Source organism: Cohnella sp. AR92 (assembly GCF_003990975.1).
Lineage (GTDB): Bacteria > Bacillota > Bacilli > Paenibacillales > Paenibacillaceae > Cohnella.
Genome location: NZ_RZJR01000025.1, coordinates 1 through 24,975, shown reverse-complemented (window position 1 = coordinate 24,975; position 24,975 = coordinate 1). Strand labels below are relative to the sequence as shown.

At 57.1% G+C, this 24,975-nt stretch carries 22 protein-coding genes, 1 pseudogene and 1 riboswitch; of the genes and pseudogenes, 9 read left to right on the top strand and 14 right to left on the bottom strand.

Annotated features, from left to right (window positions below; all coding sequences use genetic code 11):
• Positions 1-654: 654 nt before the first annotated feature.
• The 4 genes from ELR57_RS26740 to ELR57_RS26725 form a co-directional block, all read right to left on the bottom strand.
• The gene (locus ELR57_RS26740; protein WP_126962825.1) at positions 655-1,938 is read right to left on the bottom strand and encodes an ABC transporter substrate-binding protein; all 1,284 of its coding nucleotides are present in this window, start codon (positions 1,936-1,938) and stop codon (positions 655-657) included.
• Positions 1,939-2,048: 110 nt separating this feature from the next.
• Complete coding sequence (locus tag ELR57_RS26735; RefSeq protein WP_126962823.1) at positions 2,049-3,026, bottom strand: substrate-binding domain-containing protein; 978 nt, start codon at positions 3,024-3,026, stop codon at positions 2,049-2,051.
• Entirely contained in the window at positions 3,026-4,828 is a 1,803-nt protein-coding gene (locus ELR57_RS26730) for a cache domain-containing sensor histidine kinase (RefSeq protein ID WP_126962821.1), read from the bottom strand. Before ELR57_RS26730 ends, ELR57_RS26735 begins: the two co-directional genes overlap by 1 nt.
• Position 4,829: 1 nt before the next feature.
• A complete protein-coding gene (locus ELR57_RS26725; RefSeq protein WP_126962819.1) occupies positions 4,830-6,467 on the bottom strand; it encodes a response regulator in 1,638 nt (545 codons plus the stop codon).
• Between the two features lie 162 nt (positions 6,468-6,629).
• Positions 6,630-6,715, top strand: a riboswitch (ZMP/ZTP riboswitch).
• Between the two features lie 88 nt (positions 6,716-6,803).
• Between ELR57_RS26725 and ELR57_RS26720 the strand changes: the two genes are divergently transcribed.
• Positions 6,804-7,658 (top strand): bifunctional 5,10-methylenetetrahydrofolate dehydrogenase/5,10-methenyltetrahydrofolate cyclohydrolase, encoded by an 855-nt coding sequence (locus ELR57_RS26720; RefSeq protein ID WP_370452370.1) that lies wholly within the window; start codon positions 6,804-6,806, stop codon positions 7,656-7,658.
• On the top strand, positions 7,655-8,293 hold the full coding sequence (locus tag ELR57_RS26715; RefSeq protein WP_126962816.1) for a cyclodeaminase/cyclohydrolase family protein: 639 nt from the start codon (positions 7,655-7,657) through the stop codon (positions 8,291-8,293). The genes ELR57_RS26720 and ELR57_RS26715 overlap by 4 nt, the downstream gene beginning before the upstream one ends.
• Before the next feature lie 197 nt (positions 8,294-8,490).
• Here ELR57_RS26715 and maa read toward each other — a convergent pair whose 3' ends face one another.
• On the bottom strand, positions 8,491-9,060 hold the full coding sequence (gene maa / locus ELR57_RS26710) for a maltose O-acetyltransferase (RefSeq protein ID WP_126962814.1): 570 nt from the start codon (positions 9,058-9,060) through the stop codon (positions 8,491-8,493).
• Positions 9,061-9,238: 178 nt separating this feature from the next.
• Between maa and ELR57_RS26705 the strand changes: the two genes are divergently transcribed.
• Complete coding sequence (locus ELR57_RS26705) at positions 9,239-9,691, top strand: VOC family protein (protein WP_126962812.1); 453 nt, start codon at positions 9,239-9,241, stop codon at positions 9,689-9,691.
• Between the two features lie 66 nt (positions 9,692-9,757).
• On the opposite strand, the gene ELR57_RS26700 is transcribed toward ELR57_RS26705, so the two are convergent.
• From ELR57_RS26700 to ELR57_RS26665, 8 genes are all read right to left on the bottom strand, one after another.
• The gene (locus tag ELR57_RS26700) at positions 9,758-10,150 is read right to left on the bottom strand and encodes a hypothetical protein (RefSeq protein WP_126962810.1); all 393 of its coding nucleotides are present in this window, start codon (positions 10,148-10,150) and stop codon (positions 9,758-9,760) included.
• 3 nt (positions 10,151-10,153) lie between these two features.
• The gene (locus ELR57_RS26695; protein ID WP_238162712.1) at positions 10,154-10,900 is read right to left on the bottom strand and encodes an ABC transporter ATP-binding protein; all 747 of its coding nucleotides are present in this window, start codon (positions 10,898-10,900) and stop codon (positions 10,154-10,156) included.
• Positions 10,893-11,714 carry an ABC transporter permease gene (locus tag ELR57_RS26690; RefSeq protein WP_126962806.1) on the bottom strand — a complete coding sequence of 274 codons (822 nt, stop codon included), beginning with the start codon at positions 11,712-11,714 and terminating at the stop codon, positions 10,893-10,895. Before ELR57_RS26690 ends, ELR57_RS26695 begins: the two co-directional genes overlap by 8 nt.
• A gap of 13 nt (positions 11,715-11,727) precedes the next feature.
• Positions 11,728-12,288: a nitrous oxide reductase accessory protein NosL gene (locus ELR57_RS26685; protein WP_126962804.1), complete on the bottom strand. Its 561-nt coding sequence runs from the start codon at positions 12,286-12,288 to the stop codon at positions 11,728-11,730.
• Complete coding sequence (locus tag ELR57_RS26680; protein WP_126962803.1) at positions 12,285-13,664, bottom strand: right-handed parallel beta-helix repeat-containing protein; 1,380 nt, start codon at positions 13,662-13,664, stop codon at positions 12,285-12,287. Before ELR57_RS26680 ends, ELR57_RS26685 begins: the two co-directional genes overlap by 4 nt.
• A gap of 313 nt (positions 13,665-13,977) precedes the next feature.
• Complete coding sequence (locus ELR57_RS26675) at positions 13,978-14,889, bottom strand: MetQ/NlpA family ABC transporter substrate-binding protein (RefSeq protein ID WP_126962801.1); 912 nt, start codon at positions 14,887-14,889, stop codon at positions 13,978-13,980.
• 121 nt (positions 14,890-15,010) lie between these two features.
• A complete protein-coding gene (locus ELR57_RS26670; protein ID WP_126962799.1) occupies positions 15,011-15,679 on the bottom strand; it encodes a methionine ABC transporter permease in 669 nt (222 codons plus the stop codon).
• Positions 15,676-16,461: a methionine ABC transporter ATP-binding protein gene (locus tag ELR57_RS26665; RefSeq protein WP_126962797.1), complete on the bottom strand. Its 786-nt coding sequence runs from the start codon at positions 16,459-16,461 to the stop codon at positions 15,676-15,678. The genes ELR57_RS26670 and ELR57_RS26665 overlap by 4 nt, the downstream gene beginning before the upstream one ends.
• Positions 16,462-16,702: 241 nt before the next feature.
• On the opposite strand from ELR57_RS26665, the gene ELR57_RS26660 reads away from it, so the two are divergent.
• Both ELR57_RS26660 and ELR57_RS26655 read left to right on the top strand, forming a co-directional pair.
• Positions 16,703-18,067, top strand: coding sequence for an LLM class flavin-dependent oxidoreductase (locus tag ELR57_RS26660; RefSeq protein ID WP_126962795.1), 1,365 nt, complete (start codon positions 16,703-16,705; stop codon positions 18,065-18,067).
• A gap of 70 nt (positions 18,068-18,137) precedes the next feature.
• Positions 18,138-18,545: a LysM peptidoglycan-binding domain-containing protein gene (locus tag ELR57_RS26655; RefSeq protein ID WP_126962793.1), complete on the top strand. Its 408-nt coding sequence runs from the start codon at positions 18,138-18,140 to the stop codon at positions 18,543-18,545.
• Between the two features lie 75 nt (positions 18,546-18,620).
• Here the strand turns inward: ELR57_RS26655 and ELR57_RS26650 are convergent, their stop codons facing one another.
• Positions 18,621-19,016, bottom strand: a complete 396-nt coding sequence (locus ELR57_RS26650) for a VOC family protein (protein WP_126962791.1) — start codon at positions 19,014-19,016, stop codon at positions 18,621-18,623.
• Between the two features lie 500 nt (positions 19,017-19,516).
• Between ELR57_RS26650 and ELR57_RS26645 the strand changes: the two genes are divergently transcribed.
• The 4 genes and pseudogenes from ELR57_RS26645 to ELR57_RS28450 form a co-directional block, all read left to right on the top strand.
• On the top strand, positions 19,517-21,238 hold the full coding sequence (locus tag ELR57_RS26645) for a methyl-accepting chemotaxis protein (RefSeq protein ID WP_126962789.1): 1,722 nt from the start codon (positions 19,517-19,519) through the stop codon (positions 21,236-21,238).
• A 71-nt stretch (positions 21,239-21,309) separates the two neighbouring features.
• Complete coding sequence (locus ELR57_RS26640) at positions 21,310-22,539, top strand: aminopeptidase (RefSeq protein ID WP_126962787.1); 1,230 nt, start codon at positions 21,310-21,312, stop codon at positions 22,537-22,539.
• A 173-nt stretch (positions 22,540-22,712) separates the two neighbouring features.
• Positions 22,713-24,296, top strand: coding sequence for an acetate--CoA ligase (locus tag ELR57_RS26635; protein ID WP_126962785.1), 1,584 nt, complete (start codon positions 22,713-22,715; stop codon positions 24,294-24,296).
• 487 nt (positions 24,297-24,783) lie between these two features.
• A pseudogene (locus ELR57_RS28450) lies at positions 24,784-24,975 on the top strand (IS110 family RNA-guided transposase); the annotation flags it as partial.

The following is a 24,975-nucleotide window of genomic DNA, read 5'->3' as shown; positions in this document are numbered from 1 at the left end:
GTTAGTCGATTTCTTCGACTATCTCGCCCGCTTCGGTGCCCCGAGGTGCTCCGTTAGTCGATTTGTTCGACTATCTCGCCCGTTTCGGTGCCCCGGGGTGCTCCGTTAGTCGATTTGTTCGACTATCTCGCCGTACAGCCGTGTAAATGTGCAATGAAACCGTTCGCTTGGCGGGACTACTGGGGATACGAGCCCAAGGTGCGGTCGCAGGCGCAACAAATCAGCGGAGTTGCAGGGGAACGAGCTAAAGTGTGGTACTAGACGCAACAAATCAGCAAAATTGCAGAGGAACGAGCTAAAGTGTGGTACTAAGCGCAACAAACAAATCAGCAGAGTTGCAGGGAAACGAGCTAAAGCGTGGTACTAGGCGCAACAAATCAGCAGAGTTGCAGGGGAACGAGCTAAAGTGTGGTACTTGGCGCAACAAACCAGCGGCGTTGCAGGGGAATGAGCCAAAGTGTGGTGCTAGACGCAACAAATCAGCAAAACTGCAGGGGAACGAGCAAAAGTGTGGTACTAAGCGCAACAAGTTCAACAAATCACCAGAATTGCAGGGGAACGAGCTAAAGCGTGGTACTAGGCGCAACATATCGCGGATAGGCAGGAGAGCGGGAACGAGAAACGCAATCTCGCTCTCCTCTCCCTCAACCCGCTTTACTGCCCGCTCCGCGTCTCGGCGAACTCCTGGAGCTGGTCGAGCGCATCCTTCGGCGACAGGTTGTCGTACAGCACGGCGTCGCCCATCTTGCGGCTTGTGTCCATGACGGCCTGCCAGGCCGGCTCCTGGATCGGATAGAACTTCGCGGTTCCAAGCTCTTGAAGGAACCGCTTCATGGTCGGATCGGATTGGGACAGCTTGCCGCCGACGGTAGACGTCACCGGGATGAAGCCCTCCCTGCTGATCATGTCCTCATAGTTCTTGTCGTCATAGAGAAAATCCAGGAATTTCGAAAGGGCTTCCTTGTCCGTGTGGTCGGTCTGGAACGAGACCAGTACGTCCTGCACGCCGAAGGAGATCGACGGGGTTCCGTCCTTCACCGGGATCGGGCCGCTTCCCCAGCGCAGGCTAGGCGACTCGCGAGGAACGACGGAGCCGAAGTAGTTGCCCGAGATCATCATGCCGAGCTTGCCGTCGCCCATGACCCGCTGCTTCTCGTCGCGCGTGGTTACGGTCGGCTCCGAATCGGTGAGCCCTTGATCGTACAATTCCTTGAGATAGGTGAGTCCCTCCACGTTCTCCGGAGAGTTGATGACCCATTTCCCGTCCTTGATCCAGCCGCCTCCGGAGCCGAAGAAAAAGTACGATAAATAGGCCTGAATCTCGTCGTCGGTCAAGTCCACCCCGAAGCCGTGCGCTTTACTCGTCTCCTTGATCTTGCGGGCGTCATCCGCGAGCTCGCTCCACGTCTTAGGAGGCGACTTGATTCCGGCGCCTTCGAACAGCGATTTGTTGTAATAAAGATTCCGAATCGAGGACACGTAAGGCAAGGCATACTGCTTGTCCCCGATCCGGTCCATCTCCATCAGATTGGGATATAGCTTGCTCTTAAGGTCCGTCGAGAGGATCCCGTTGAGATCGTTCAGCTTGCCCGCCTTCGCGAAGTGGGCGTACACGTTCGTGATGAGCAAGTCAGGAGGCTGGTTCTTGCTCAACATCGACGTGTAAATGCCGTCCAGCACGTTCCAATTGGCTACCTGGAGATCGACGATGATCTCCGGATTGCGCATCTCGAATTCCCGGACGAGATTCTCCAGGAACGGCTTGCTCTCCGTGCTGTACTCGGCGGCGACGAACCGGATGACCGATTGCTTCTCCTCCTCGGAGACGATCGGCGCCGCCTCGTCGTTAGAGCAAGCCCCGAGCAGCATGCCGGACATCCCCACAAACAGCACGCCCGCCAACGGCATTCCCGCCGTCCAACCCATCCTCCGCTTCATTCCCGTCCCTCCTCCAACCCAAGTAAGTAAACATCTGAACAGCCAGCCGGCAAAATGGGGGTTAGCGCGTTTGCAATAAAAGGGGCGAATCGCACGCTTCTTCACTATCCTCACCGGAACGGGAACAGGAGCTTCTGGTTCTCCGGCGAATACATGTTGTCTCTCGTTACGACGATGGAATCGATATACGTCATCCGGCTCACCGTTCGGTTATCGATCAGCTTCAATGCGGTACGGACTCCGAGATACCCCATGTTAAAGGGCCTTTGGACGATTATCGCGCTCAAGCTGCCTTCTTCCAGCAGCTTGATCTCGTAAAGCGAGCTGTCGAACGCGATCAGCTTCACTTCGCCCCGCTTGCCCCTATCCTCCAGCGCTTTGGCCGCGCCGAGCGCCGCAGACTCGCTAAGCGCGATAATGGCGTTCATCTCCGGGTTGGAGGACAGCAGATCGAGCGTCGTCTCATAAGCCAGGTCTTCCGAGTTCTCGCAAGGATACGTTCCAATGAAGCTGTTCACATAGGGATCGGTCGCTTCGCGAATCCCCTTCACCCTCTCGCCCGACACGCCGGAAGTGCCGAAGTCGCTCAGAACCGCCAAGTGCGGAGACTCCCCGGTCTCCCGCACGGCAACCTCCCCCGCCTGCCGGCCCGCTTCCGAATGGTCGCTGGATACCGTGACCGGATCGAAGTCCAGCTGCATCGGCGTATCCATCGCGACGAGCTTGATCCCGGCCTCGCGGATGCGGTCCAGCACCTCCGCCACTCCGGCGTCCTCGATCGGCGCGACGACGAGCGCTTCCGGCTTGCGAAGCAGCACGTCCTCCAGCAGCCGAACCTGAGTCGCCGCATCCGTATCCTGCAGCGAGCCCATGACCTCGAGCCGAACGCCGCTCTCCTTGGCCGCCGCCTTCGCGCCCTCGCTGACCGTCTGCCAGAAGTCCGAACGGACGTTGCTGGACTTCAGCATGACCGCGATCGTCCGGTCGTTCGGCGAGCCGACCCGGTACAGCTGGAAGTAGAACACGGTGAACAAAGCGGCGGCGAGGAGCACCAGCGCCAGCACGATCGTAAACTTCTGCACTCGCATCAGACCGCACCTCCCGTTCCCTCGATCTTGGGGATCCGGATGGTCACGACAGTGCCTTCCGCCAGCTCGCTGCGAATCGAGATGCCGTAAGCTTGCCCGAAGTACAGCTGAATCCTCTCGTTCACGTTGCTGATGCCGATTCCCCCGCCTCGCCATTCGCCGTTATCCGGAGCTTGCCAGATTTTCTCGAGCTGCTCCTCGGTCATGCCGAGCCCGTCGTCTTCCACCTCGAAGACGATTCCGTCCTCGGTGTCCATGCCGCGAACGACGATCGTTCCGATACCCGGCTTGTTCCGGATTCCGTGATAGATCGCATTCTCGACGAAAGGCTGAAGCAGAATCTTCAACGTCTTGTAGCCCATGATCGAGTCCGGGATCTCGAGCCGGTAGTCGAGCTTGCTGCTGTACCTCATTTTCTGAATCAGCAGGTAGTTCGTGATGTGCTCGGCCTCGATGCGGATCGGCACCAGCTCCTGATCCTTCGTGATGCTCGCCCGGAACAGCTTGGCCAGCGCGGAAGTCATGAGCACGACCTCCTCATGCTGCTTCGTCTCCGCCATCCAGACGATCGAGTCGAGAGTATTGTAGAGAAAGTGCGGATTGATCTGGGCCTGAAGGAGCTGCAGCTCGCTTTTCCTCTTGTTCTCGTGCGTGTCGACGATCTCCTGCATCAGGTTCTTGATCTGCCCGACCATCATGTTGAACGTCCGCGCAAGCTGGCCGATCTCGTTCATCTGCGTCACTTCGGCTTGAACGTCGAAGTTGCCCTTCTCCACCTTCCGCATGTTCCTCTGCAGGTTGCGGATCGGCCGAGACAGCCGGTGCGACAGCATGACGGAGATGACGAGCGAGATCGCGACGCCTCCTAGCGTGATGAGCAGGAAGTTGATCAGCGTGCTTTTGTACCCGATCAAGTCTCCCGCATAGGCGACCCCAACGATTTTCCACCCGAAGCTGGTGTCTTGCACGGTATAGAACCGCTTGCCTTCGTCGTCCTCCACCTTGAACGTCGTGCCGCTCTGGGCCTGTTCCACTTCGGCGATCTTCTCGGAGCGCAGGTTGCTGTAGATCAGCTGCTGCTGCGGATGGTAGACGATGTTGCCGCTCTGGTCGACGATGAACACGTAGCCTTTCTTGCCTAGATTGATCTGGCTCAGCAGGTCGTTGATGACGCTCATGTTCAAGTCCACGAGGAAAATGCCGTCCGCCGTCAGGCCGTCCGAGTTCTTCAGCTCCCGGCTCAGCGACACGACCCAGCGGTATTCGTCCTGAATGATGTTCTGCACATGGGGCGCGGAGATGACCGACTTGCCGCCTTCCCTCTGGGCGTCCTTGTACCAGGCTTGCTCCTCCACCTTCGCGTTCGGGTTCAGCGTCGTGATCCGCCGGTCGGAGACGAACCGTCCGTTATAGCCGAACACCATGATCGAAGCGATATCCTTGCGCGTATAGAGGATCGCCTGGAACAGGTCGGAGATTCGCTTCTCGTACGGCCGACGCTCGTCGTCGCCGATGAAGCTGTTGCTGGAGATGTAGTATTTGACGTCCTTGTTCGTCATCGCGAGCAGGGAGATGTTCTCCATGTTGTCGACGTAGGACTGGATGTTGGTGTTCACCTGGTTGATGACTTCCTTGATGTAGCCCTTCGAGTTGCTCTCGACCGAGTTCACGGAGAGCCGGTAAGCGATCAGGCTCGTCGCCGCTATGGTGAGCAGAATCAGGACGGAGAAGGCGAATGCGATGCTCGATTGGATGCTCTTCAGCGGAAATAGCGGAAAAAAAGGCCGGCGGTCTCGGAACATGTCAGCGGATGCTCTCCTTTGCCTGCTTCTCCCGATAATCCCGCGGGGACGAGCCGGTATGCTTCTTGAATAGGATGCTGAAGTAATTCGGATCGGCGTAGCCGACCTTGGCGGCGATCTCGTAGAACTTAAGAGTCGTCGTCAGGAGCATCTCCTTCGCTTTCTCCAGGCGGACGCGGGTCAAGTATTCGATGAAGGTCTCTCCGGTCGCTTGTTTGAAAACAAGGCTGAAATAGCTCGTACTCATCAGCGTGTGCCGGCACAGGTCCTGAAGCGACAGCTTCTCTTCGGCATAATGCTCTTCGATATATTCGGTCGCCTTGGCGATCTGAGTCCTCGCGACCAGCTGGCGTTTGTCCGTGACGCTCGCCACCAGCTCCCCGGCGATTCGCTTCAGCCAGCCCTCGATCTCGTCCAGCGTCTTGAAGCGGTATACCTCCGTCAGCCACAGCTGCCGTTCCCTCAGCTCTTCCGCATCATGGGCACCCAGCTCCTGCATGGCGTTCATGAGCGCCAGCACGATCTTCTGCACCTGCAGGAACGCCGCCTCGATCGGAATCCGCGAGCTCTTGAGCTCTTCGATCAGGCAACCGATCTGGCGATGCGCCTCGTCCCCGGCTCCCGTCTTGACCGATGCGGACAGCTTGCGGTCCCAATCGGCTTGCAGCGAGACCGGCAGCGCCGGCGCGGAGCTTCCCTCCAGATCGTTGATGCTGAGAATCCGGTTCTTGCCGAGCTGGAAGCGGTAATCGAGCGCCGACTGCGCGCTTTTGTAGGAGGATGGAAGCTGCTCGGGCGAAGAGCAGGCACGTCCGATGCCGATCGTGACCGTGAATCTCAGGTACTTCTCGACATGGTGCCGCGCTTCCTCCGCCATGCCGTATGCCCGAACGTACAGCTCGTCCTCTCCTTCGGTCCCGTGCAGGATAACGACAAGCTTCTCTTCCCGCGTGCGGAACAAGAGCGCGTTCTGCCTCTCCGAGGCAATCTCTTCGAATATATTAAAGACGGCGAACCGAAGGAACTCCGCGTCGTGGACGTCGTCCATCCACTCCTCCCGATCGCCGAAATCGTCGATGTCGACCAGCATGACGATGAATGGAGGCGTAAGCGCGGGCAGGCCGAAGTAATCGACGCGCTCCTCGATCTCCGGCCTTCCGAGCCCGAGCACGACAAGCCGCTCCAGGAATCGCTCCCTCAGCAGCGGCAGGCTCTGATGGAGCTGGTTGTGCAGCCGTCCGAGATCTTCCCGACGCTTCGCTTCCTCGTCCATCTCAAGCCGAAACTTGCCGAGCAGCTCCCTCATCTCGCTGGCCGTAATCGGCTTCAGGATGAAGTCCGATACCTTGAGCCTTAGCGCCTGCTGCGCATACTCGAACTGGTCGTATCCGGTCAGAATGATCATTTTCATATATGGGTAATTGGAAGAAACAAGCCGCGCCAGCTCCAGCCCGTCCATGAATGGCATGCTGATATCCGAGAGAATGAGGTCCGGCTTGGAAGCCTCGATCGCCTCCCAGGCATCCCGTCCGTTCTCGTAGTCTCCGATCAGCTCAAAGCCGTGCTCGTTCCACTGAATCGTCCTGCGAAGACCGTCCCTGACGACCGATTCGTCGTCCACGATGATCACTTTGTACACGGCCTGTTCCCCCTTCCGTTGCGTCAATGTCAACGTTACTCTCATCATATCGAAAGCTCGGGAACCGAATAGGGATACAAATGTCTACTGGAGGGATACTTTTATCTGATTTGCTTTTGGGCTTGGTCGCCTGCCCCCTCACGTGCTATGATGAAGGAAATAAAAGTTGCATGTGACTGGCGAAGAGATGTGGAATGAACCACGAGGGAGCATGCAGCCGGAACGAACCGTTCGCCTGGGGAAAAGTATCTGCGAGTAGACTCGTCACAACGAGCTTCCGCGGGTGCTTTTTTTCGTTCTTGGATCCTTAATCGACGGAGGGAAAACGGATTGACGATGCTCATGAAAGCCAAAGAGGCGGCAGACCAGGTGTACGAGGCGATTCGAACGAAGGTGGAGGATTGGAAGCGGCAAGGGGTAACTCCCCGGATCGCGACGATCCTCGTCGAGGGGGATCCCGCATCCGCTTATTACGCGCAGGCCAAGCAGAAGATCGCCCAGAGGATCGGGGTAGAATTCGCGCTGCACTCATTCCCGGAGGACGTCTCCGAAGCGGAGCTGCTCGGGTTGATCGGGCGGCTGAACGAAGACGCGTCCGTCCACGGTATCATGCTGGAGCTGCCGCTGCCCAAGCACTTGTCGGCAAGCGTCATCGAGAAAGCGATCTCGCCGGCGAAGGACGTCGACGGGGTCACTCCCGCGAACAAGCTGGCGACGGTAACGGGAGAGCTGGGTCTGTATCCGGCTACTCCTCAAGCCTGCATCAAGCTGGCGAAGCATTACGGTTATAAGCTGGAAGGCAAGAACGTGACCCTCGTGGGAAGGGGACAGACGGTCGGACTTCCTCTGTTCCATCTGCTCCAGCGGGAGAACGCTACCGTCACCGTCTGCCATTCCCGCACGCCGGATCTGGCGTCGCATCTGGCGCATGCCGAGATCGCGTTCGTCGCCGTCGGCCGTCCCGATACGGTTCGCGCGGAGATGGTTCATTCGGGACTTGCGATCGTCGACGCGGGAATCAACGAAGCCGACGATGGCAAAATCGTCGGCGACGTCTCCTTCGACGTCCGCGAGAAGGCGGCGGCACTGTCCCCCGTTCCGGGAGGAGTCGGCACGTTGACGACGGCGATCCTGTACGAGAACTTGATGAAGGCCATCGACATTCATTTCAAGGAGGGAAACCTGGCATGAGCAGCAGCGTATCCTGGGACCATTCGCTTCGGGAATTCCTGCAGCAAGCGGGCAGCTCAAGCCCGACTCCCGGCGGCGGCAGCGTTGCCGCGGTGGCGGCCGCGCTGGGTGCGTCCATGACTTCCATGGTCGGCAATCTGTCGCAGGGCGAGAAATTCGCCTTGATCCAGCCTCAGATCGACGAGGCCGTATTCAAAATGAACTCGCTCATCGCAAGGTGCGAAGAGCTGCTTCAGGCGGACATTGCTTCGTTTAACCGATACATGGATGCCCTCAAGCTTCCGAAGGGAACGGACGAGGAGAAGTTCGCGCGAAGAGGCGCCCTGCATGAGGCGACGATCCAAGCCATCGAAGTGCCGCTGCGCATCGTCGAGCTGTGCCGGGACGGACTCGTGTGCACGCACGGCATCGCAGCTTCGTGCAACAAGAACGTCATCTCCGACCTCGGCATCGGCGCGATCCTGTTCGAAGCCGCCGCCCAGTCCGCCTTGCTGACGGTGGAGATCAACCTGGCTTCGTTCAAGGATGCGGAACTCAAGCTGCACTACGAGCATAAGCTTCGCGAGCTGATCGACGAGGTCGGGGAGCTTAAGGGCAAGGCGTTGCAGATCACCCGGGAGCGGATCTGGTCGTAAAGAAAAGGGAGCATTCGTCGGATGACGTATGCTCCCTTATTTACGGGCTTCCCGCTTTCCCTGTAAACCGATTTTGTCGGATTACAGCCTCAAACTTACCTCGCGCGCTCCCTGCAACCCGATTTTGTCGGGTTACAGCTCCACGCTAGCGCTTTGCAAAGCCAAGTTTCTCACAAATGAGCTGGTTCGCGTCTCCCTTAGCCGTTGTCGATCGTCTTGATGACCCTCGCAGGGTTCCCGCCGACGACGACATTGTCGGGAACGTCCTTCGTGACGACGGCGCCCGAAGCGATGACCGAATTGTTCCCGATCTTGACGCCCGGATTGATGACCGCCCGGCCGCCGATCCATACGTTGTCGCCGATCGTGACCGGCTTGCCGAATTCCGCCCCGGATATTCTCTCCTTGGCTTCCAGAGGATGCGTCGCGGTATAGATGTGCACGCCGGGAGCGAGGAAGCAGTTGTCGCCGATCCGGATCTCGCACACGTCGAGGAACACGCAATCGAAGTTGGCGTAGAAATTGTCCCCGACATGGATGTTGTAGCCGTAATCGCAGCGAAACGTCGGTTCTACATAATAGTTATTGCCCGTTGACCCGAACAGTTCTTTAAGGAGCTGTTTTCTCGCGTCATCGTCCGTCTCAAGCGTCTGGTTGTACAACCGGGTCAACCGGCGCGCATTCAGCCGATCCTTCGTCAATTCCGGATCGAACGCCAGGTACAGCTCGCCGGCGATCATCTTTTCTTTTTCCGTTTTGGCAGCCATAGTGAATTCCCTTCCTCAGAAAACGTTTTATGTCTATTGTATCATCTACGCTTCCTGCGCTCATCGCCCATTTTGGCCAATCTATATTCTCCTGTGCCGAGCTTGTTGACAGCGTTTTCAATCGTGTGTTATGCTCACACCGTAAACGCGCGTTCACAAAAGGAGGGCTTCATCTTATATGGAACATGGACTGCTTGGCAATAACGTGATTACGCAGATCGGACTGCTCGTGCACGACATCGAGAAGACCTCTCAAGCCTATGCGGACTTCTTCGGCATCGAGAAGCCGTCGTGGTTCTGGACGGATACGCCGGATAAAGCCCGGACGGAATACCGCGGTTCCCCTTCCGAGGCGCGGGCCAAGCTTGCCTTCTTCGATATGGGCTCGCTGCAGCTCGAACTGATCGAGCCCGACCAGCATCCGAGCACCTGGCGGGAATCGCTCGATCGGAACGGCGAGGGCTTCCACCATATCGCCTTCGTCGTGAAGGGCATGAAGGAGAAGATCGCCGTTCTCGAAGGGGCCGGAATGCCCCTGCTTCAGAAGGGCGAATATGAAGGCGGCCGCTACGCCTATCTGGACGCCGAAGGTCCGCTGAAGCTCATCCTGGAGCTTCTGGAGAACGATTAAGCAAGATTGAGCATGTGCGGCTTCTGCCGAACGTTCTTCCGACGATTCCCGACCTCCGAACGGACGTTATTCCTGGACGGTCAGCTTCTTCGCGAAAGCGAAATGCTCGTCCTCATAGTTCATATGAATCGTTACCGTGTACTCTCCGGCAGACGGAAACGCATATTCCGCCGTATAAACATCCCCTTCGCGCGTCGCGTCGATAAGGCTCGGCAGAGACTTTTTCGAATTGATTTGCAATTGAACCTCGGCCTCTTGTTCCGAGTATACCGGGTTGTCGACCTTCACGATCAGCTTCGAGTTCATCTTGGCGGCGGGAGCAGCCGGTTCGCTGGCCAGTGAGACCTCGGAGTAAATCAAGCCCTGTTTGCTCGTCGACGCGCAGCCTGTCGCGAGAATCAGGAGGCAGATCGCAATCGCGATCCGCCTTAGGCGGAGAGTAAGAATTCGCAATGGCATCTTTTATCCCTCTTTCCTTATGCGCTCTTCCTTGTCCGTCACAAGAGAACGGAATGCGCCGTAAAGTCCGCCCTCGGAAAGGTATTCCTTCTTCAGGCTCTCGATGTCCCCCGAGTATCGGACATGGCCGGAGGACATGAACAACGCGCGGTCCGCGTAGGATTCCGCGATGTTCAATTGGTGGGTGGAGAAGACGACGGCCTGCCCGTCGCTCGCCGCTTGCCGGATCAATCGCCCGAACGATTCCATCCAATAAGGATCGAGCCCGTTGGTCGGCTCGTCCAGGAGCAGGAGGGGAGGCTTCGCCAGCATCGCCTGCGCGAACAGAAGCCGTTGGCGCATTCCTTTGGAGAAGGTGGACACCTTGCGGTCGCGAACCTCGAGCAAACCGACCGTCTCCAGCAGCTCGAACACCCGATCGCGTCCGATTCTCCGAAGGGCGGCATAGAAGCTTAACGTCTCATAGGCCGTCAGCGCGGAACCGAATTGGAATTCGTCGGGCATATAGCCGATCCGTTCCGCGTAGGCGAGGCGGTTCTCCGTCCAGCGGATTCCGTCCAGGCTTACCGAACCCCCGGAGAGACTCGAGATTCCGGCAATCATGCGAATAAGCGTACTCTTGCCCGCCCCGTTGCCGCCGCATAAGGCGACGATCTCGCCCTTGCCCGCCGTGAGCGTGCAAGGGTGCAGCAGCGTCGCCTTGCCTATTGTCTTGGTCGCGTCCTTAACTTGAAGAAGATGATTACTCACGCCTTCGCCCCCGTTCCCAAATCCAAGTGGCCAGTTCGACATAAGCCAGAACCCAGAGACCGCATACCCCGGCGAAGACAAAGCTCCCGGACGGCTGCCGTATCCATTCCACCCATTGATAATACTCGGGCCCCAGGATGGAGCCGCCCCCCATTTTGACAATGAGAAACAATCGATTCAATTCCGCCGGATTGAAGAAGATAAGGGCGACAAGAGCAGGCTTGATCCACAGGTAAGGAAGAAATCCGAGGACCGCGATGAGGATCGTCGGCCAACCCAGGATGAAGAAGAACCACACGCCCACTCCGTAAGTCAAAGCCTGCCAGCGGTTGCGGCAGAAGGCTCCGAGCAAGACGGAGATTCCGAGAAACAAGAAGATGATGAGAGCGGAGAACAGCAGGAACCGGCCATAAGCTTGGAGCTCGAATCCCCGGCCGAAGAGAGCGCCCGCTGCGCCGGACAAGCCGAATCCGATCGATACGATAACGAGCAGAACGACGGCCAAACCGACGTATTTGCCCCAGATATACGAATGCGTACGCAGCGAGAAGGAGGAGAGCAGACGCCATCCCCCTTCCTCTTTCTCCGATGTGAGCGAGAAGGATCCCAGCAGCAGGGTCATTAGAGGCAGCAGGTAGAGGATCAGATTGATCATCGTCCCTGTCGTGCTCGTATACCCCGACATGCCGGCTTGCGACTGAATAAGCAGCAGAGCCAGGCTGAACAGGGCGAACAAAGCCATGAACGAGTAGGCCCAAGGGTTGCGGAATCCGAGCTTGATCTCTCTTAATGCGATGGCGCGCAAGTGGAGCATCCGCCTCAGCCCCTTACTTGGACTCGGTCATGCCCGTGTCGCCGCCGCCTTCTACGGAGGAGCCGTGGGCTTTCATCTTATCGGCATGCTCGGACATCATGTCCTTCTTCATGTCCTCGTTCATCTCCCACTTGCGGTCATCCAAGTCCTTGGCGGTCAGGATCTGACCGATGCCTTCCTTGGAGACGAACGCTTCCGCGTCGCTTTTCTCCTTGAAGGAGATCACGTTATAAGCCATCGGCGTCCGAATCGTCTTATCGTACACATAAGTGGCGTCGCTCAGCTTGACCCACTCTTTGGTGTTGTAATCGCGTACGAATTGTTCCCCGATGTCCTTCGTCCCGTTCTGTTGTTTCCAGATGAACAAGTCGCCCAGATCATCGAATTTGAGCGCCTTCTTGCTCTTCAGGATGATCTCCGTCGCGAACGAATTGTCCGCAACCCCCATGTTGCACACCGTACACTTGTCCAGCGATTCGTCGATTGCCACGGGCTCGTACTTCGTCTTGCCGCATCCGGATAACGCCGACAAGGCGAACGCCGCCGCGAGCAGAACAGCTATGGTTTTTCTCATGATTTTCGATACCCCCATCGATAGAATGTAAAAATGGATGCGAATAAAAGCAGAATGCCTGCCGCGAAAGTAAGCCATAGTCCGTCGTCGCTCCCCGCCCTAGCCTGCCAGTCGGGAGGAGACATCAGAGGCTCCCTGTCCCTCAGCCAATTGGACGTGTCGGAATGGAACATCTGGGCGAGAAAGGGCAGCCCCGGCGATTGGAAGAAAACTTGAAAGGCTTCGACGTCTTTGGTTAGTTGAAGGAAAAACGGATCGATGTCGTAGCTCATATCGCTGTAGCCGTCGCCGTTCGCGTCTATCCCACCGTTATCGTCCCAGTAATTGCCGTGCAGCAAGTTGTCTTTGCTCTCGCTCGCTTGGGCTTGAATAACGTTCGACAGAAAAGCGCTGTTCTTGAACGAGTTCGATTCGGAACGAATCATCTGCAGGCCGATAAAATTGCTTGCGATCTCGTTGCCCGCGAGTTCGTTCTCCGTGGAATTCTCGACATAGAAGCCGACCCGGTTGCCTTCGACCCGGTTGCGGCTGATCTCCGAACGATGAACGTCGAAAAGCAGAATTCCCTGCGAGTTCACGTTCTCCGTCTGCTTGGCGAATCGATTGTCCGTCACGACCGCGCCTTCCACGCCCATGACCATGCCCCCGGTAACGTTGCCCTCGCCGACGTTGCCCTTGAGCTCCGGCTTACCGGAGAACATGAAGTGGAAGCCGTAACGGGAGTCCACCGCCTTATTGCCGCGAACCTTCGTCCCTTCGCTGCTCTCCGCATAGACGCCGTCGTGCACGCGAATGAGCGTATTGCCTTCGATGACGTTGCCGGAAGACGCGAACAGATCGATTCCATTGCCTCTCTTCGAATAGGCTGCCTTCCGCGATCCTCCGGCGCTCGCTCCCTGAATGCGATTGTTTCGGAGCACGTTGTCATCGGCATCCCTGAGGAAGATGCCCCCGGCTTGCGTAACGATATCGACCCCTTCGATCCGGTTGCGATCGGATTGAAGAAGGATGGCGGGCTTCTTGGCATCCTTCTTGGAATCCCGAACGAGCAGATCCCTCAAGACGACCCCGTCGGCGGCAACCGTAAGGACCGGGTCGTCGCTTTCGTTCGTCAACGTCGCCGTCCCGTCCGAGCGAAGCGTGATCGCCTTCGCGATCACGGCCGGTCCCGCATAGGTTCGGCCTTTCTCAAGCGTTAGCGTCTCTCCGGCCGGCGTCGCATCGATCAGAGGCTGCAGGTCTGTCGCCTCCGCCGACGAGCTTGCGGCCGAGGCGGCGGCGACGTCGGAATTCTCAGCTGCGAGCGATGCGGCAGACGCTAACAGGAGACCGACCGCCAAGGCCTTAACGATCGCTAGATTGTTCTTTGTCTTCATCGTTCACCTGCCCCCCGCAAGCATGATATTAACCAAGCTTAGCCAAATCCCAGTCCCCTCATGCAGGGCCGCGAATCCCCCGGTTGACTGGTTCGGCACCATTGTATCGAATCGGATTCGATTGCCATATGCCTCGAAGGAGCTATTGGCGGTCGAATCCCAAGCCTAAAATTGAGCAATTTGCGAACAATCCTGCGAGGCGACGAACGACGGGCAGCGGCCGATAAAGAAAGCATGAAAAAACGAAAGAACGAAAAAGCGTCTCCCGAGCCGTTAACCGGCTCAAGAGACGCTCTTTTCTGCTATGCAATGCTTAGAAAGCGGGCACGACCGCTACTCCGTATTTGTCCTGAATGAACTTCTTCACTTCCGGAGTCGTCAGAGCGGCATCCAGCTTCTTGATCTCCTCCCGGTTCTCGTCCCCTTGGCGGACCACGATCACGTTGGCGTAAGGAGAGTTCGCATCCTCCCGGAACAGCGCGCTCTTCGGGTCGATCTTCGCTTCGAGGACCAGATTCGTGTTGATGATCGCCCCATCCAGGTCCGGCAGGGATCTGGGCAGCGTAGCCGAGTCGGCCTCGACGAACTTAAGCTTCTTCGGGTTGTCGACGATATCCTTCGGAGTCGCCTCGTAAGTCGTCAGTCCGTCCTTCAGCTTGATCAAGCCTTGCTGCTGCAGAAGCACGAGCGCCCGGTATTCGTTGGACGGGTTGTTCGGAATGCCGATCTTGGCTCCTTCTTTAATGTCATCCTTGGACTTGAGCTTATTCGAATAGAAGCCGATCGGCTCGACGTGCACCTTCGTCGTGACGACGAAGTTGTAGCCTTTCTCGTCCTTCACGGAATCCAGGTACGGAACGTGCTGGAAATAATTCGCGTCGATCTGCTTCTCCTGCAGAGCCGGGTTCAGCTGCCCTTCGTCGTCGAGCACGACGACCTCCAGGTTAACGCCTTCTTCCTTGAGCTTCGGCTTGATAAACTCCAGGATCTCGGCATGAGGCACGGCCGCGGCGCCGACTTTAAGCGTGACTTCCTTCGCCGGCTCGGAGGCCGAAGGCGACGGGCTCGCGCTGTCGCTCGGGGATGCGCTTGGGCTTGAGGCCGATGGGGACGGGCTTGGGCTGGAAGACGAAGCTTCTTTGTTGTTGTTGGAGCCGCAGCCGGACACAACCAAACTTATGACGAACAGCAATGCGATCAGGACCAGCGAACTTTTCTTGGACATCTTGGACATGTTCTCTCCCGCTTTCTTTTGTTTTTTTATATGGCGAAGCTATGTAACCTAAGGTCGGGCAAGGCTCGTGGATTGCGGCAGACAAGGCAGACGCGTCGGGAGACGGGCGGTCTCATTCGAGTTTGAAGCGCCTGTTGTGAATGGTCTTCGCGATGAAGTCTCCCGTCCACTGAATCGTCTGAACGAGAAGGATGATGACCAAGACGGTGGCGAACATAATATCCTCTCGAAACCGTTGATAACCGAAACGAATGGCTAGGCTGCCGAGACCCCCGGCCCCGATGGCCCCCGCTACCGCGGTGAGTTCGGTAATGCTGATGATGGCGATCGTCACCCCTCGCACGAGCGCCGGCAGAGCCTCCGGAATCAACACGCGGAAAATGATGGCGAGCGGAGAGGCACCGACCGCGATTGCCGCCTCGATCTTGCCTCCGCTTACTTCCTTCAGAGAGCTTTCGACGATTCGTCCCAGGAACGGCGTCGCGCCGATCGAGAGAGCGACGATCGCCGCCGTAGGGCCCAGCGAGGTCCCGACAATCATTCGCGCCACGGGCAGCAGCAGCACGATCAAGATAATGAAGGGAATCGAACGAACGCCGCCGATGAGCAAGCTGAACGCTTTATTGATCGCCGCGGCTTGAAGAATATGCCCTTTGTCGGTGACGACCAGGACGATCCCTAACGCCAGTCCCAGCGCCACCGCGAAAAAGGACGACCAGACCAGCATAAACAGAGTTTCGCGAAGTCCTTCCCAGAGCAGATCGAACAGATCGTCCCTCATATTCCCGCTCCCATCCCTTCGATAATCCCTCGCCGCGCCCTGTACTGGTCCAGGACGCCGACGAACCTTCGGGCCGTCTCGCTCTCCGGATTCAAGAACAGCTTCTCGACCGGGCCGGTCTCCACGATTCGCCCGCTCTCGATGACGGCCATGCGGTCGCAAATATGCTGCAGGACCTCCAGTTCATGGGTGATCAGCACGATCGTCAGGTTCAGCTGTCGGTTGATGTCCCGAAGCAGCTCCAGAATGGAGAAGGTCGTCTGCGGGTCGAGGGCCGAAGTCGCTTCATCGCTGAGCAGAACGTCCGGGTCATTGGCCAGCGCACGGGCTATGCCGACCCTCTGCTTCTGTCCACCGCTTAGTTGAGCGGGATAGGCACCTTCCTTATCGGACAGGTTGACCAGGTCGAGGATCTCCCGGACGCGGCTCCGGATTCGGTCCCGCGGGTGTCCCGCCACCGCGAGCGGAAACGCGACATTGTGGTACACCGTCTTGCCGTCCAGCAGATTAAAGTGCTGAAAGATCATTCCGATCTTCTGCCTCGCCTGCCGAAGCCTCTTGCCTTTTAGCTGCGTAATCTCGTCTTCGCCGATCCGGATTCGGCCGGAGTCCGGCTCCTCGAGCCGATTCAGGCAGCGGATGAGCGTGGACTTGCCCGCCCCGCTGAATCCGATAACGCCGAATATCTCCCCTTTGCGAACTTTCAGATCGATGCGGTCCAACGCCAGGATGCTGCCCTTCGTCGTCTGATAGGTCTTGCTCAGTTGCTCGACAAGAATCAATCCGGCATCTCCTCCCGAGTGCAGAAAAACAAAAAAACTAAGCCCCTCGCCCTATCTTCAGGACGGTTACTTAGTTTCCAGTCGACTGGTCAACTTATGGGTCAATCCATATATCATATTATTCCGATTGACTTTACTTAATTTAATCCAATTCGCTTCGACTGTCAATCTCTTCCCAAAACAAAAATGGTCTTTTATAATACTATTCCAATAAGCCTACTCGAATTTAGGAGGAATTTCTATGAGCACGGTAAATCGGCAGATCAAGCTCTCGGCATACCTGGTCGGAACCGGCATGCACGTCGCGTCCTGGCGGCTGCCGCTAGCGTCGGCAGGAGCCAGCATTGACATCGACTATTACAAGAAGCTTGCCAGAACGGCCGAACGCGGCAAATTCGACATCGCCTTCCTGGCTGACAGCCTCGCCATCAACGAATTCTCCCATCCGAATATTCTGAACCGTTACGAACCGATCACGCTGATCGCCGCCCTCGCCGGTGCAACGGAGCGGATCGGCATCGTCGCCACCGCCTCCACCTCCTACATCGAGCCGTTCAACATGGCCCGCCTGCTCATGTCCGTCGATCACATCAGCAAAGGCCGAGCCGGCTGGAATATCGTCACGACCCGCGACCTGTCCGGCAACACCGCCCGGAATTTCGGCGCCGAGGAGCACCTCGAGCACGGATACCGCTATCGGAGAGCTTCGGAATTCGTCGACGTGGTGCTCGGGCTGTGGGACAGCTGGGAGGACGACGCGTTCCTTCTGGACAAGGAGAACGGCATCTTCTTCGATCGTTCCAAGCTCCACCGCCTTCATCACAAAGGGGAGTTCTTCTCGGTCGAAGGGCCGCTGAATATCGGACGTTCCCCTCAAGGCCGCCCGGTTCTCGTGCAGGCCGGCGTCTCCGATTCGGGCCAGGAATTCTCCGCTAGAGTAGGGGAAGTGATCTTCTCTATCAAGTACGATTTCGACGAAGCGAGAGACTTCTATCGCTCTTACAAGAGCAAGGTCGCCGCTGCCGGAAGGAATCCGGATCAAGTCCATATCCTTCAAGGCATCATGCCGATTATCGGGTCCACCGAACAGGAAGCGCGGGACAAAAAAGCCCGGCTCGAATCGCTTATTCCCGAAGAGACCGGCCTCGGCTTCCTAGCCGATTATTTCCGCGGCTACGCGGATTTCGACGGGCTCCGTTTGGAGGATAGAGCCAAGGATGCCGGCCTCGACCGGCTGGAGATGGCCAAGACGGACTATCGGAAGCATCAGCCGATTATTGCCCGGGAAAATCCGACCCTCCGCGAAGTCTACTCCCTGCTGACCGGATCGTTCAGCGGCGATGAACTGGTCGGCACGCCGGAGCGGATCGCCGATACGCTGGAGACCTGGTTCCGAGGCCGCGCCGCGGACGGGTTCATGCTGATGGCTCCATCGCTGCCGGACGGGCTGGAGGACTTCGTCGATCAGGTCGTCCCGATCCTGCAGCAGCGAGGCTTGTTCCGCACGGAATACGAGGGGTCAACGCTGAGAGAGCATCTCGGCCTTCCGGTGCCGGAGAACCGGTATGCGAGAATCGGAGAAGAGCAAACCATTCGAGGGGAATAAAGTTGTCACCAATCTGGGCGGGGAAAATATGCTGTAGACGAATGACTATCTTTTCAGCGGAGGTATCGCAATGAATCGTGGGTTTTTCCCTGGCGGTTTCGGCCGTCCCTTTTTCCGCCCGTTTCCGCACCCTTTCTTCCCTAACCGTTTCCTGTTTCCCTTCTTCTTCTTCTCCCCGTTCTTCTTCCCGTTCGTGAGAGAGGAACAGGCCGAGGACGAAATCTTCGCGAAGCATCAGTGCCAATCCGGCGAGTCGCTTGCCATGCTGTGCCACAAGTACAACATTCCTCATTCCATCCTGGAAGAGGCGAATCCGCATCTGAAGAACCCTGGACAGCTGAGCCCGGGAGAAACGGTTTATATTCCCCGGATCTCCCACATGATCTGCCAGAAGCATTACATGGAAGTGCCGGGCTCCATGCAGCCGCAGCCGACTCAACCGATGCCTTTCCAAGGCCAGCCGGTCAAGAATCCGTAACGAAGCAAAGCCCCGCCTCTTGCCGCGAAGGGAGGCGGGGCTTGCGGATTGCGCGAGTACGGTTATCGGGAGAAGCTAGGCGCTCGTCGTGACCTGCCATTTGACGCCGAAGGGGTCCTCCAAACGGCCGAAGAGCGTTCCCCAGAACTGCTTCTCGAGCGCCATAATGACCCGGCCGCCTTCCGACAGGTTGGCGAACGCCAGCCTCGCTTCTTCTTCCGTCGCGAATTCGAGGGTCAGATCCATGCCTTCTCCGTATCCGGAGGGACCGTGCATGCTATCGGCGATAAAGAAGTTCACTCCCGCCGCCGTAAAGGCCATATGGATGATTTTGTCCTTCATCGATTCTTCGGTACCCGGCGCTTGTCCATAAGTCATCCGGGAGAGGATCTCTCCCCCAAGCGCGTTGACATAGAACTCGGCTTGCCTCTTGGCATCCTTGGAGTAGAAGTACGGATACAGCTTGGCCATCGTCGGACCTTCCTTCTGATTGTTGTTGTTCAGACATAAATATATAAAAAAGATACCACAAAGGAATGCATCCCTGTGATATCGTCCAAGACTATCTTCTTCCGTATTTCTCCTTGCGGAGTCGGCTTCTCTCGGATAACCCGAATCGTATGGGGGGGGACGACTGGGCTACCCGGGAAACCGAAGCTGTTGTTTATGTCATATAACATAACATCACTTCGAGCGATAAGTCAACTTTTTTCCTATAAACATAATCTACCTTCCTCTACATAACCTACATCTCAAAAGAGATGTCATTTTATTTTACAAAAAATGCATGCACGCCAGGGTTTCCGATAGGACCATAATCCCGATAAGCAGTCAAAACGCAACTCTCTGTGAACTTTAATAAAATTACTTTCATTCTATATTTTACTTTTGTAATGTAATATAATAACCATCATTGGGAAAAACACGGATTGTTAGATTAGCTAACACTAGTCGCGTAAAGGGGAATACAAATGAAGCCGTCACGAATCCGATTCAACCGCATTCCTAACAAAATCGCTTTTGGTTTTCTCATTGTGGCCGCCTGCTTTGTCGTGGTCATCCTGCTCGTGAACAGCCAGCTGTCGAAGTATCAGGAACAGAATGATTACATAACGAACCATGATATGAAGATCCACAGCCTGGCCCAGTCCCTGGAGAAGGACTTGGTTCAGATGGAGATGGGGCTGCGCGGCTACGTCATTACGGGGGAGAAGGACGCTCTTGATCCCTACGAATTCGGGAAAGCCGCCTGGAAGACGGATTATGCCGCATTAGATGAGCTTATCGACAACAACTCCGAACTCCAGAAGAGAATGGGGCTCATGCAGCAGAATCTGGATAACTGGGTCAAAGAAGCCGGAGACGCCGCCATAGCCTTGAAGAAAGCGAACGATACCGCAGGGCTTGCGCAATTCTTCCATGACGACCCCGGCAAAAAGTATTCGTCCGCCCTGACCGTTTATATCGGCAACTTCATCAAAACGCAAGACGAGCTAACCGCTTCGAGAGTGGAGAAGCTGAATAAGGACAACCGGCAGCTCCGTTACGAATTAATCGCGGCTCTCGTTCTCATTCTGGCGATCTCAAGCATCTCGGCCTTCGTAACGGGAAGGACGATCTCAAGGAACGTGCGCAAGGTAGGCCGCGCCATCGCCGAGATCGCCTCGTCCGGCGGAGACCTGACCAGGCGCATCCAGGTCAAGACCAAAGACGAGACCAAGGATCTGGCCGATCAAGCGAATCTGCTGCTGTCCAGCCTGCAGGGCATGGTAGCCGGTATCCAGGCAAGCACCGAAGAGCTCAAGCAATCCTCCGCTCTGCTGCTGAACGGATCAGAGGAGAGCGCCCGGGCGGCGGATCAGATCGCCAAGTCCGTGGGACGCGTAGCCGAAGGGACCGAGCAGCAGGTATCCCAGTCCCAAGAGATCAACGCCATCATCGAAGAAACCGTATCCGGCCTAGAGCAAGTCGCAGCAACAACGAGCGGCGTCTCTCAACTCGCGCAGCGCACGCAGTCCGTCGCCCTTCAGAACGCGGAGGCCATGAAGCAGAATGCGAGCAAGATCGGCCGGATCGAAGTTACCTTCGCCGAGATTCATGCTTCTGCTCAAGATTTGTCCAAACTGTCCGAACAGGTTCGGGAGGTCGTCGCGCGCATCAAGGAGATCTCCAAGCAGACCAACCTGCTCTCCTTGAACGCCGCGATCGAAGCGGCGCGCGCCGGCGAGCATGGCCGCGGCTTCGCCGTCGTCGCGGACGAGATTCGCGTGCTCTCGGACCAGGCGGCGAAGTCCACCGTCGAGATCAACCATACGATCGAGGTCATGCTTGGCGGCATCGCCGGTCTCGCGAAGAAGGTTCAAGAGAACGGAGCCGACGTCAAGAACGGCGTCGAGGCGATGAAGAGCGCGGGAGCGTCCTTCCAGACCATCATGGAGGAGATCGACACCCTGAGCAATCAGATGCTGGAGGTCGCCTCCGCCGTCGAACAGATGTCTGCCGGCAGCAAGTCCGTCGAAACCGCGATCCAAGAGGTTACCAAGATTACGGAAGAGACCGCCTCCTTCTCGGAAGAAGTCGCTGCCATGACCGAAGAGCAGACCGCGACAAGCGAAGAGATGCGCCAAGCATCGCTGAAGCTGAACGAGATGTCCGAGGCTCTGCAAGAGAGGGTCGGGAAATTCAAGGTGTGAACGCCGAATGCCCGATTCGATAAACCCGCCTCAAAGTGCTACACTCTTCATATGAACAGGAGGAATTCTAGATGCCAACTACCGTAGACTTAGAGAAGTACGCCGATCTTATCGTGAGAACGGCCGTTCAAATCCAGCAAGGGCAAACCCTGTGGGTCAACGCCCCTATTCATATTCCGGAGCTCGTGCGTCTCGTCGTGAAGCGCGCCTATGAAGTAGGCGCCAAGCAGGTTCACGTCGAATGGCGGGACGAGGAGATTACGAAGCTGACGTACAGCCTTGCGCCGGACGAAGCGTTCCAAGAATATCCGGCTTGGCGGGCTCAGGCCATGACGGAATTGGCGGAGAACGGCGATGCCTATCTGCTCATCAAGTCCGATGACCCCGAGATGCTCAAGGGAATCGATCCGAAGCGGATCTCCGACTATTCGCGCGTCTCCTCCGCCGCTCTCTCCACTTGGCGGAAGTACATGTCGTCGAAGCGAGTGACCTGGTCCATCGTAGCGGCTCCGTCGGCCAATTGGGCTAAGCTGGTCTTCCCCGATCTGGACTCGGATGCTGCCGTCGAAGCGCTATGGGAAGCCATCTTCCGCGCCGTTCGCGTCAAGACCGACGATCCGGTCGCGGCTTGGGCCGAGCATAACCGTACCTTGCTCGCCAAGCGCGCTTACCTCAATGCCAAGCAATACAAGAAGCTGCACTACCGGGCTCCGGGCACGGATCTGGTCATCGGGCTGCCGGAGAATCACCTCTGGAACGGAGGGATCTCCACCAACGAGCGCGGCACGACCTTCAACCCCAACGTACCGACCGAAGAGGTCTATACCGCTCCGCATCGCGAAGGCACGAACGGAACGGTTCGCAGCACGAAGCCGCTAAGCTATCAAGGGAACCTGATCGAGAACTTCAGCCTGACGTTCGAGAACGGCCTGGTCGTGGACTTCCAAGCGGCGAAAGGCTACGAAACGCTGAAAGCCATGCTCGATCTGGACAACAACTCGCGTTATCTGGGAGAAGCCGCTCTGGTTCCGCACCAGTCGCCGATCTCGGAATCGAACATTATTTTCTTCAATACGCTGTTCGACGAGAATGCATCCAATCATTTGGCCTTGGGCAACGCATACCCGACCTGCGTCGAGGGCGGCCCGGCCATGACCCGCGAGGAGCTGATCGAAGCCGGCTTGAATCAGAGCATTCTGCACGTCGACTTCATGGTCGGCTCCGCCGAGATGGACATCGACGGAATCACTGCGGACGGCAAGATCGAGCCCGTGTTCCGCCAGGGCAATTGGGCTTTCTAAGAGAAGAAGCATCAACTTCCGTTAAGCATGATACGCACCCTCAAGAAGATTCATGGACCCCCAAGGGCAAATCCATTGAACTCTCTCTTGGGGGTGTCTGTACGTCGGGGCGATTGTGCTATACTTAGCCTAAAATCCAACAAGTGATCGCATCGCAAAAGGAGAATGTCATCTTGAAGTTTGATCAATGGATTGCCCCGGAGCACTACAACATCACCTCGGAGATCGAGCGCCACCGCTCGGATAAGACCGCGCTCCGATGGCAGGACGAGCTGGGCGTCACCGTCGAAATCACCTATGCGGAGCTGCTGGAGCAAGTCGATCGTCTTGCCGGCGGATTGAACGGCTTAGGTCTTGCCAAAGGCGATCCCGTTCTCATCATGGTGCCGAGAAGAATCGAAGCGTATATCATTTACATCGCTTGCCTGAAGCTCGGGCTTGTGATTATTCCTTCGTCCGAGATGCTTCGCGCCAAGGACCTCTCCTATCGTCTGGTCCATTCCGAAGCTCGCGCGGTTATCGCTTGGGGCGAAGGCGCCGCGGAGGTCGACGGCATTGCCGAGGAGCTTCCCGCCCTGAAGCATCGGATCGACGCCAGCGGCCAGGCTCCCGCAGAAGGACGTTGGAGATCGCTGCGTTCGCTCATGGACGGACAGCCGGAGAAACGCGAAGCCGTTCCGACGCATCGCGATGACACGGCGATATTGACCTATACTTCCGGAACGACGGGCAATCCGAAGGGCGTCGTTCATAGCCACGGCTGGGGCTACGCGCATCTGCGCATCACTTCCTCTTGGCTGGACATCCGTGAAGGAGATCTGGTCTGGGCAACCGCCGCTCCGGGCTGGCAGAAGTGGATCTGGACTCCGTTCCTCTCCGTGCTCGGCAACGGCGCAACCGGATTCGTCTACAACGGCTCGTTCAAGGCGGAGAAGTATCTGGAGCTGATCCAGACCCAGCGCATCCAGGTGCTCTGCTGCACGCCGACCGAATACCGGATCATGGCGAAGTCCGATTCCCTGGCCGACTTCGATCTGAGCTCCCTGCGAAGCGCGGTCTCGGCCGGCGAACCGCTGAATCAAGCGGTTATCCAACGGTTCAAGGACTTGTTCTCCTTCACGATTCGCGACGGCTACGGGCAGACCGAGAGCACGCTGCTGATCGGCAATCTGAAGGATTCCCCCGTGAAGCTTGGCTCGATGGGCAAATCCATCGTTCCCGGACTCGTGGAGATCATCGACGAGAACGGCCATCTTCTGCCCGTCGGGGAAGTAGGCAACATCGCGGTTCATGGCGAGATGCCGGCTTTGTTCCGCTCTTATTATCGAGATCCGGAACGAAAGGCCGCGAACACGGCAGGCTCTTACTTCATCACCGGAGACCGGGCAAGCCAAGACGAAGACGGATATCTCTGGTTCGAGGGGCGAGGCGACGATATCATCATCAGCGCCGGTTACACGATCGGGCCGTTCGAGGTCGAGGAAGCGCTGCTCCGCCATCCGGCCGTGAAGGAATGCGCGGCCGTCGCGAGCCCGGACGAGATTCGCGGCCATGTCGTCAAGGCGTTCATCGTGCTTAAGGACGATGCCGCAGGCACGGACGAGCTCGTCAAAGAGCTTCAGGATCACGTCAAATCGTGGACGGCTCCTTACAAGTACCCGCGCCGAATCGAGTTCGTAAGCGATCTGCCGAAGACCAGCTCGGGCAAGATCCGCCGGATCGAATTGCGCGAACGCGAGAAGCAAGCGCGATCCTGAATGTTATAAAAGTAAAAAAGCCGCCGGCTTAGCCGGCAGCTCCCTTCCCCTATAAGGCACGCTACTAGCGAGCGCACGCCTCCATCGCGTTGCTAAAAGTCTGTCAATCGCGCTTTGACTCGGCCTGCCCCTGATAAGGGGCTTTTTTGCTTGTCCTCCTTCGCGAACAACCCCGTATACAGTCGAGACGATTCGCCATTCATCGGCAGCCGCTCGTCAGATCAGCTAACAAGTTACGGCTTTCGGGTACAGCCTATCGCTCTCGGCCTATGGCAAACCGGTTAAAGCTTTCGGGTACAGCATTGAACTATCGTTTTACGGCTAACGGAAATTTCAGCCCCTTATTCGCTCGAAAAGAGCGGCTTTGAATTTCTAGCTATGATGAACGTAAAACAAAAACAGCCCCGTATTTGCTTCAAGTCGTAGGTTAAAAATGGAGAGTATCAACACACCATTTTCAGAGCTACAAGCAAAAGGAGCTGCTACTATGCATTCTGCCACAAAATACGTCGGTTTAGATGTCTCCAAAGAAAAAATTTCCGTTGCTATCGCGGATGCTGGGCGCGAGGCGCCGCGATACTACGGCACCATCGCTCACACACCTGCTGCGATTCGTAAACTCATTAAAGAACTGGGGCCAGCGGATAGTTTAACCTTCTGTTATGAGGCTGGACCCACT

Excerpts from the sequence above, each read along its gene's own strand:
- ELR57_RS26740 (WP_126962825.1), bottom strand. The coding sequence starts at position 1,938 with ATGAAGCGGAGGATGGGTTGGACGGCGGGAATGCCGTTGGCGGGCGTG.
- ELR57_RS26735 (WP_126962823.1), bottom strand. The coding sequence starts at position 3,026 with ATGCGAGTGCAGAAGTTTACGATCGTGCTGGCGCTGGTGCTCCTCGCC.
- ELR57_RS26730 (WP_126962821.1), bottom strand. The coding sequence starts at position 4,828 with ATGTTCCGAGACCGCCGGCCTTTTTTTCCGCTATTTCCGCTGAAGAGC.
- ELR57_RS26720 (WP_370452370.1), top strand. The coding sequence starts at position 6,804 with ATGCTCATGAAAGCCAAAGAGGCGGCAGACCAGGTGTACGAGGCGATT.
- ELR57_RS26715 (WP_126962816.1), top strand. The coding sequence starts at position 7,655 with ATGAGCAGCAGCGTATCCTGGGACCATTCGCTTCGGGAATTCCTGCAG.
- maa (WP_126962814.1), bottom strand. The coding sequence starts at position 9,060 with ATGGCTGCCAAAACGGAAAAAGAAAAGATGATCGCCGGCGAGCTGTAC.
- ELR57_RS26705 (WP_126962812.1), top strand. The coding sequence starts at position 9,239 with ATGGAACATGGACTGCTTGGCAATAACGTGATTACGCAGATCGGACTG.
- ELR57_RS26700 (WP_126962810.1), bottom strand. The coding sequence starts at position 10,150 with ATGCCATTGCGAATTCTTACTCTCCGCCTAAGGCGGATCGCGATTGCG.
- ELR57_RS26690 (WP_126962806.1), bottom strand. The coding sequence starts at position 11,714 with ATGCTCCACTTGCGCGCCATCGCATTAAGAGAGATCAAGCTCGGATTC.
- ELR57_RS26685 (WP_126962804.1), bottom strand. The coding sequence starts at position 12,288 with ATGAGAAAAACCATAGCTGTTCTGCTCGCGGCGGCGTTCGCCTTGTCG.
- ELR57_RS26680 (WP_126962803.1), bottom strand. The coding sequence starts at position 13,664 with ATGAAGACAAAGAACAATCTAGCGATCGTTAAGGCCTTGGCGGTCGGT.
- ELR57_RS26675 (WP_126962801.1), bottom strand. The coding sequence starts at position 14,889 with ATGTCCAAGAAAAGTTCGCTGGTCCTGATCGCATTGCTGTTCGTCATA.
- ELR57_RS26670 (WP_126962799.1), bottom strand. The coding sequence starts at position 15,679 with ATGAGGGACGATCTGTTCGATCTGCTCTGGGAAGGACTTCGCGAAACT.
- ELR57_RS26660 (WP_126962795.1), top strand. The coding sequence starts at position 16,703 with ATGAGCACGGTAAATCGGCAGATCAAGCTCTCGGCATACCTGGTCGGA.
- ELR57_RS26655 (WP_126962793.1), top strand. The coding sequence starts at position 18,138 with ATGAATCGTGGGTTTTTCCCTGGCGGTTTCGGCCGTCCCTTTTTCCGC.
- ELR57_RS26650 (WP_126962791.1), bottom strand. The coding sequence starts at position 19,016 with ATGGCCAAGCTGTATCCGTACTTCTACTCCAAGGATGCCAAGAGGCAA.
- ELR57_RS26645 (WP_126962789.1), top strand. The coding sequence starts at position 19,517 with ATGAAGCCGTCACGAATCCGATTCAACCGCATTCCTAACAAAATCGCT.
- ELR57_RS26640 (WP_126962787.1), top strand. The coding sequence starts at position 21,310 with ATGCCAACTACCGTAGACTTAGAGAAGTACGCCGATCTTATCGTGAGA.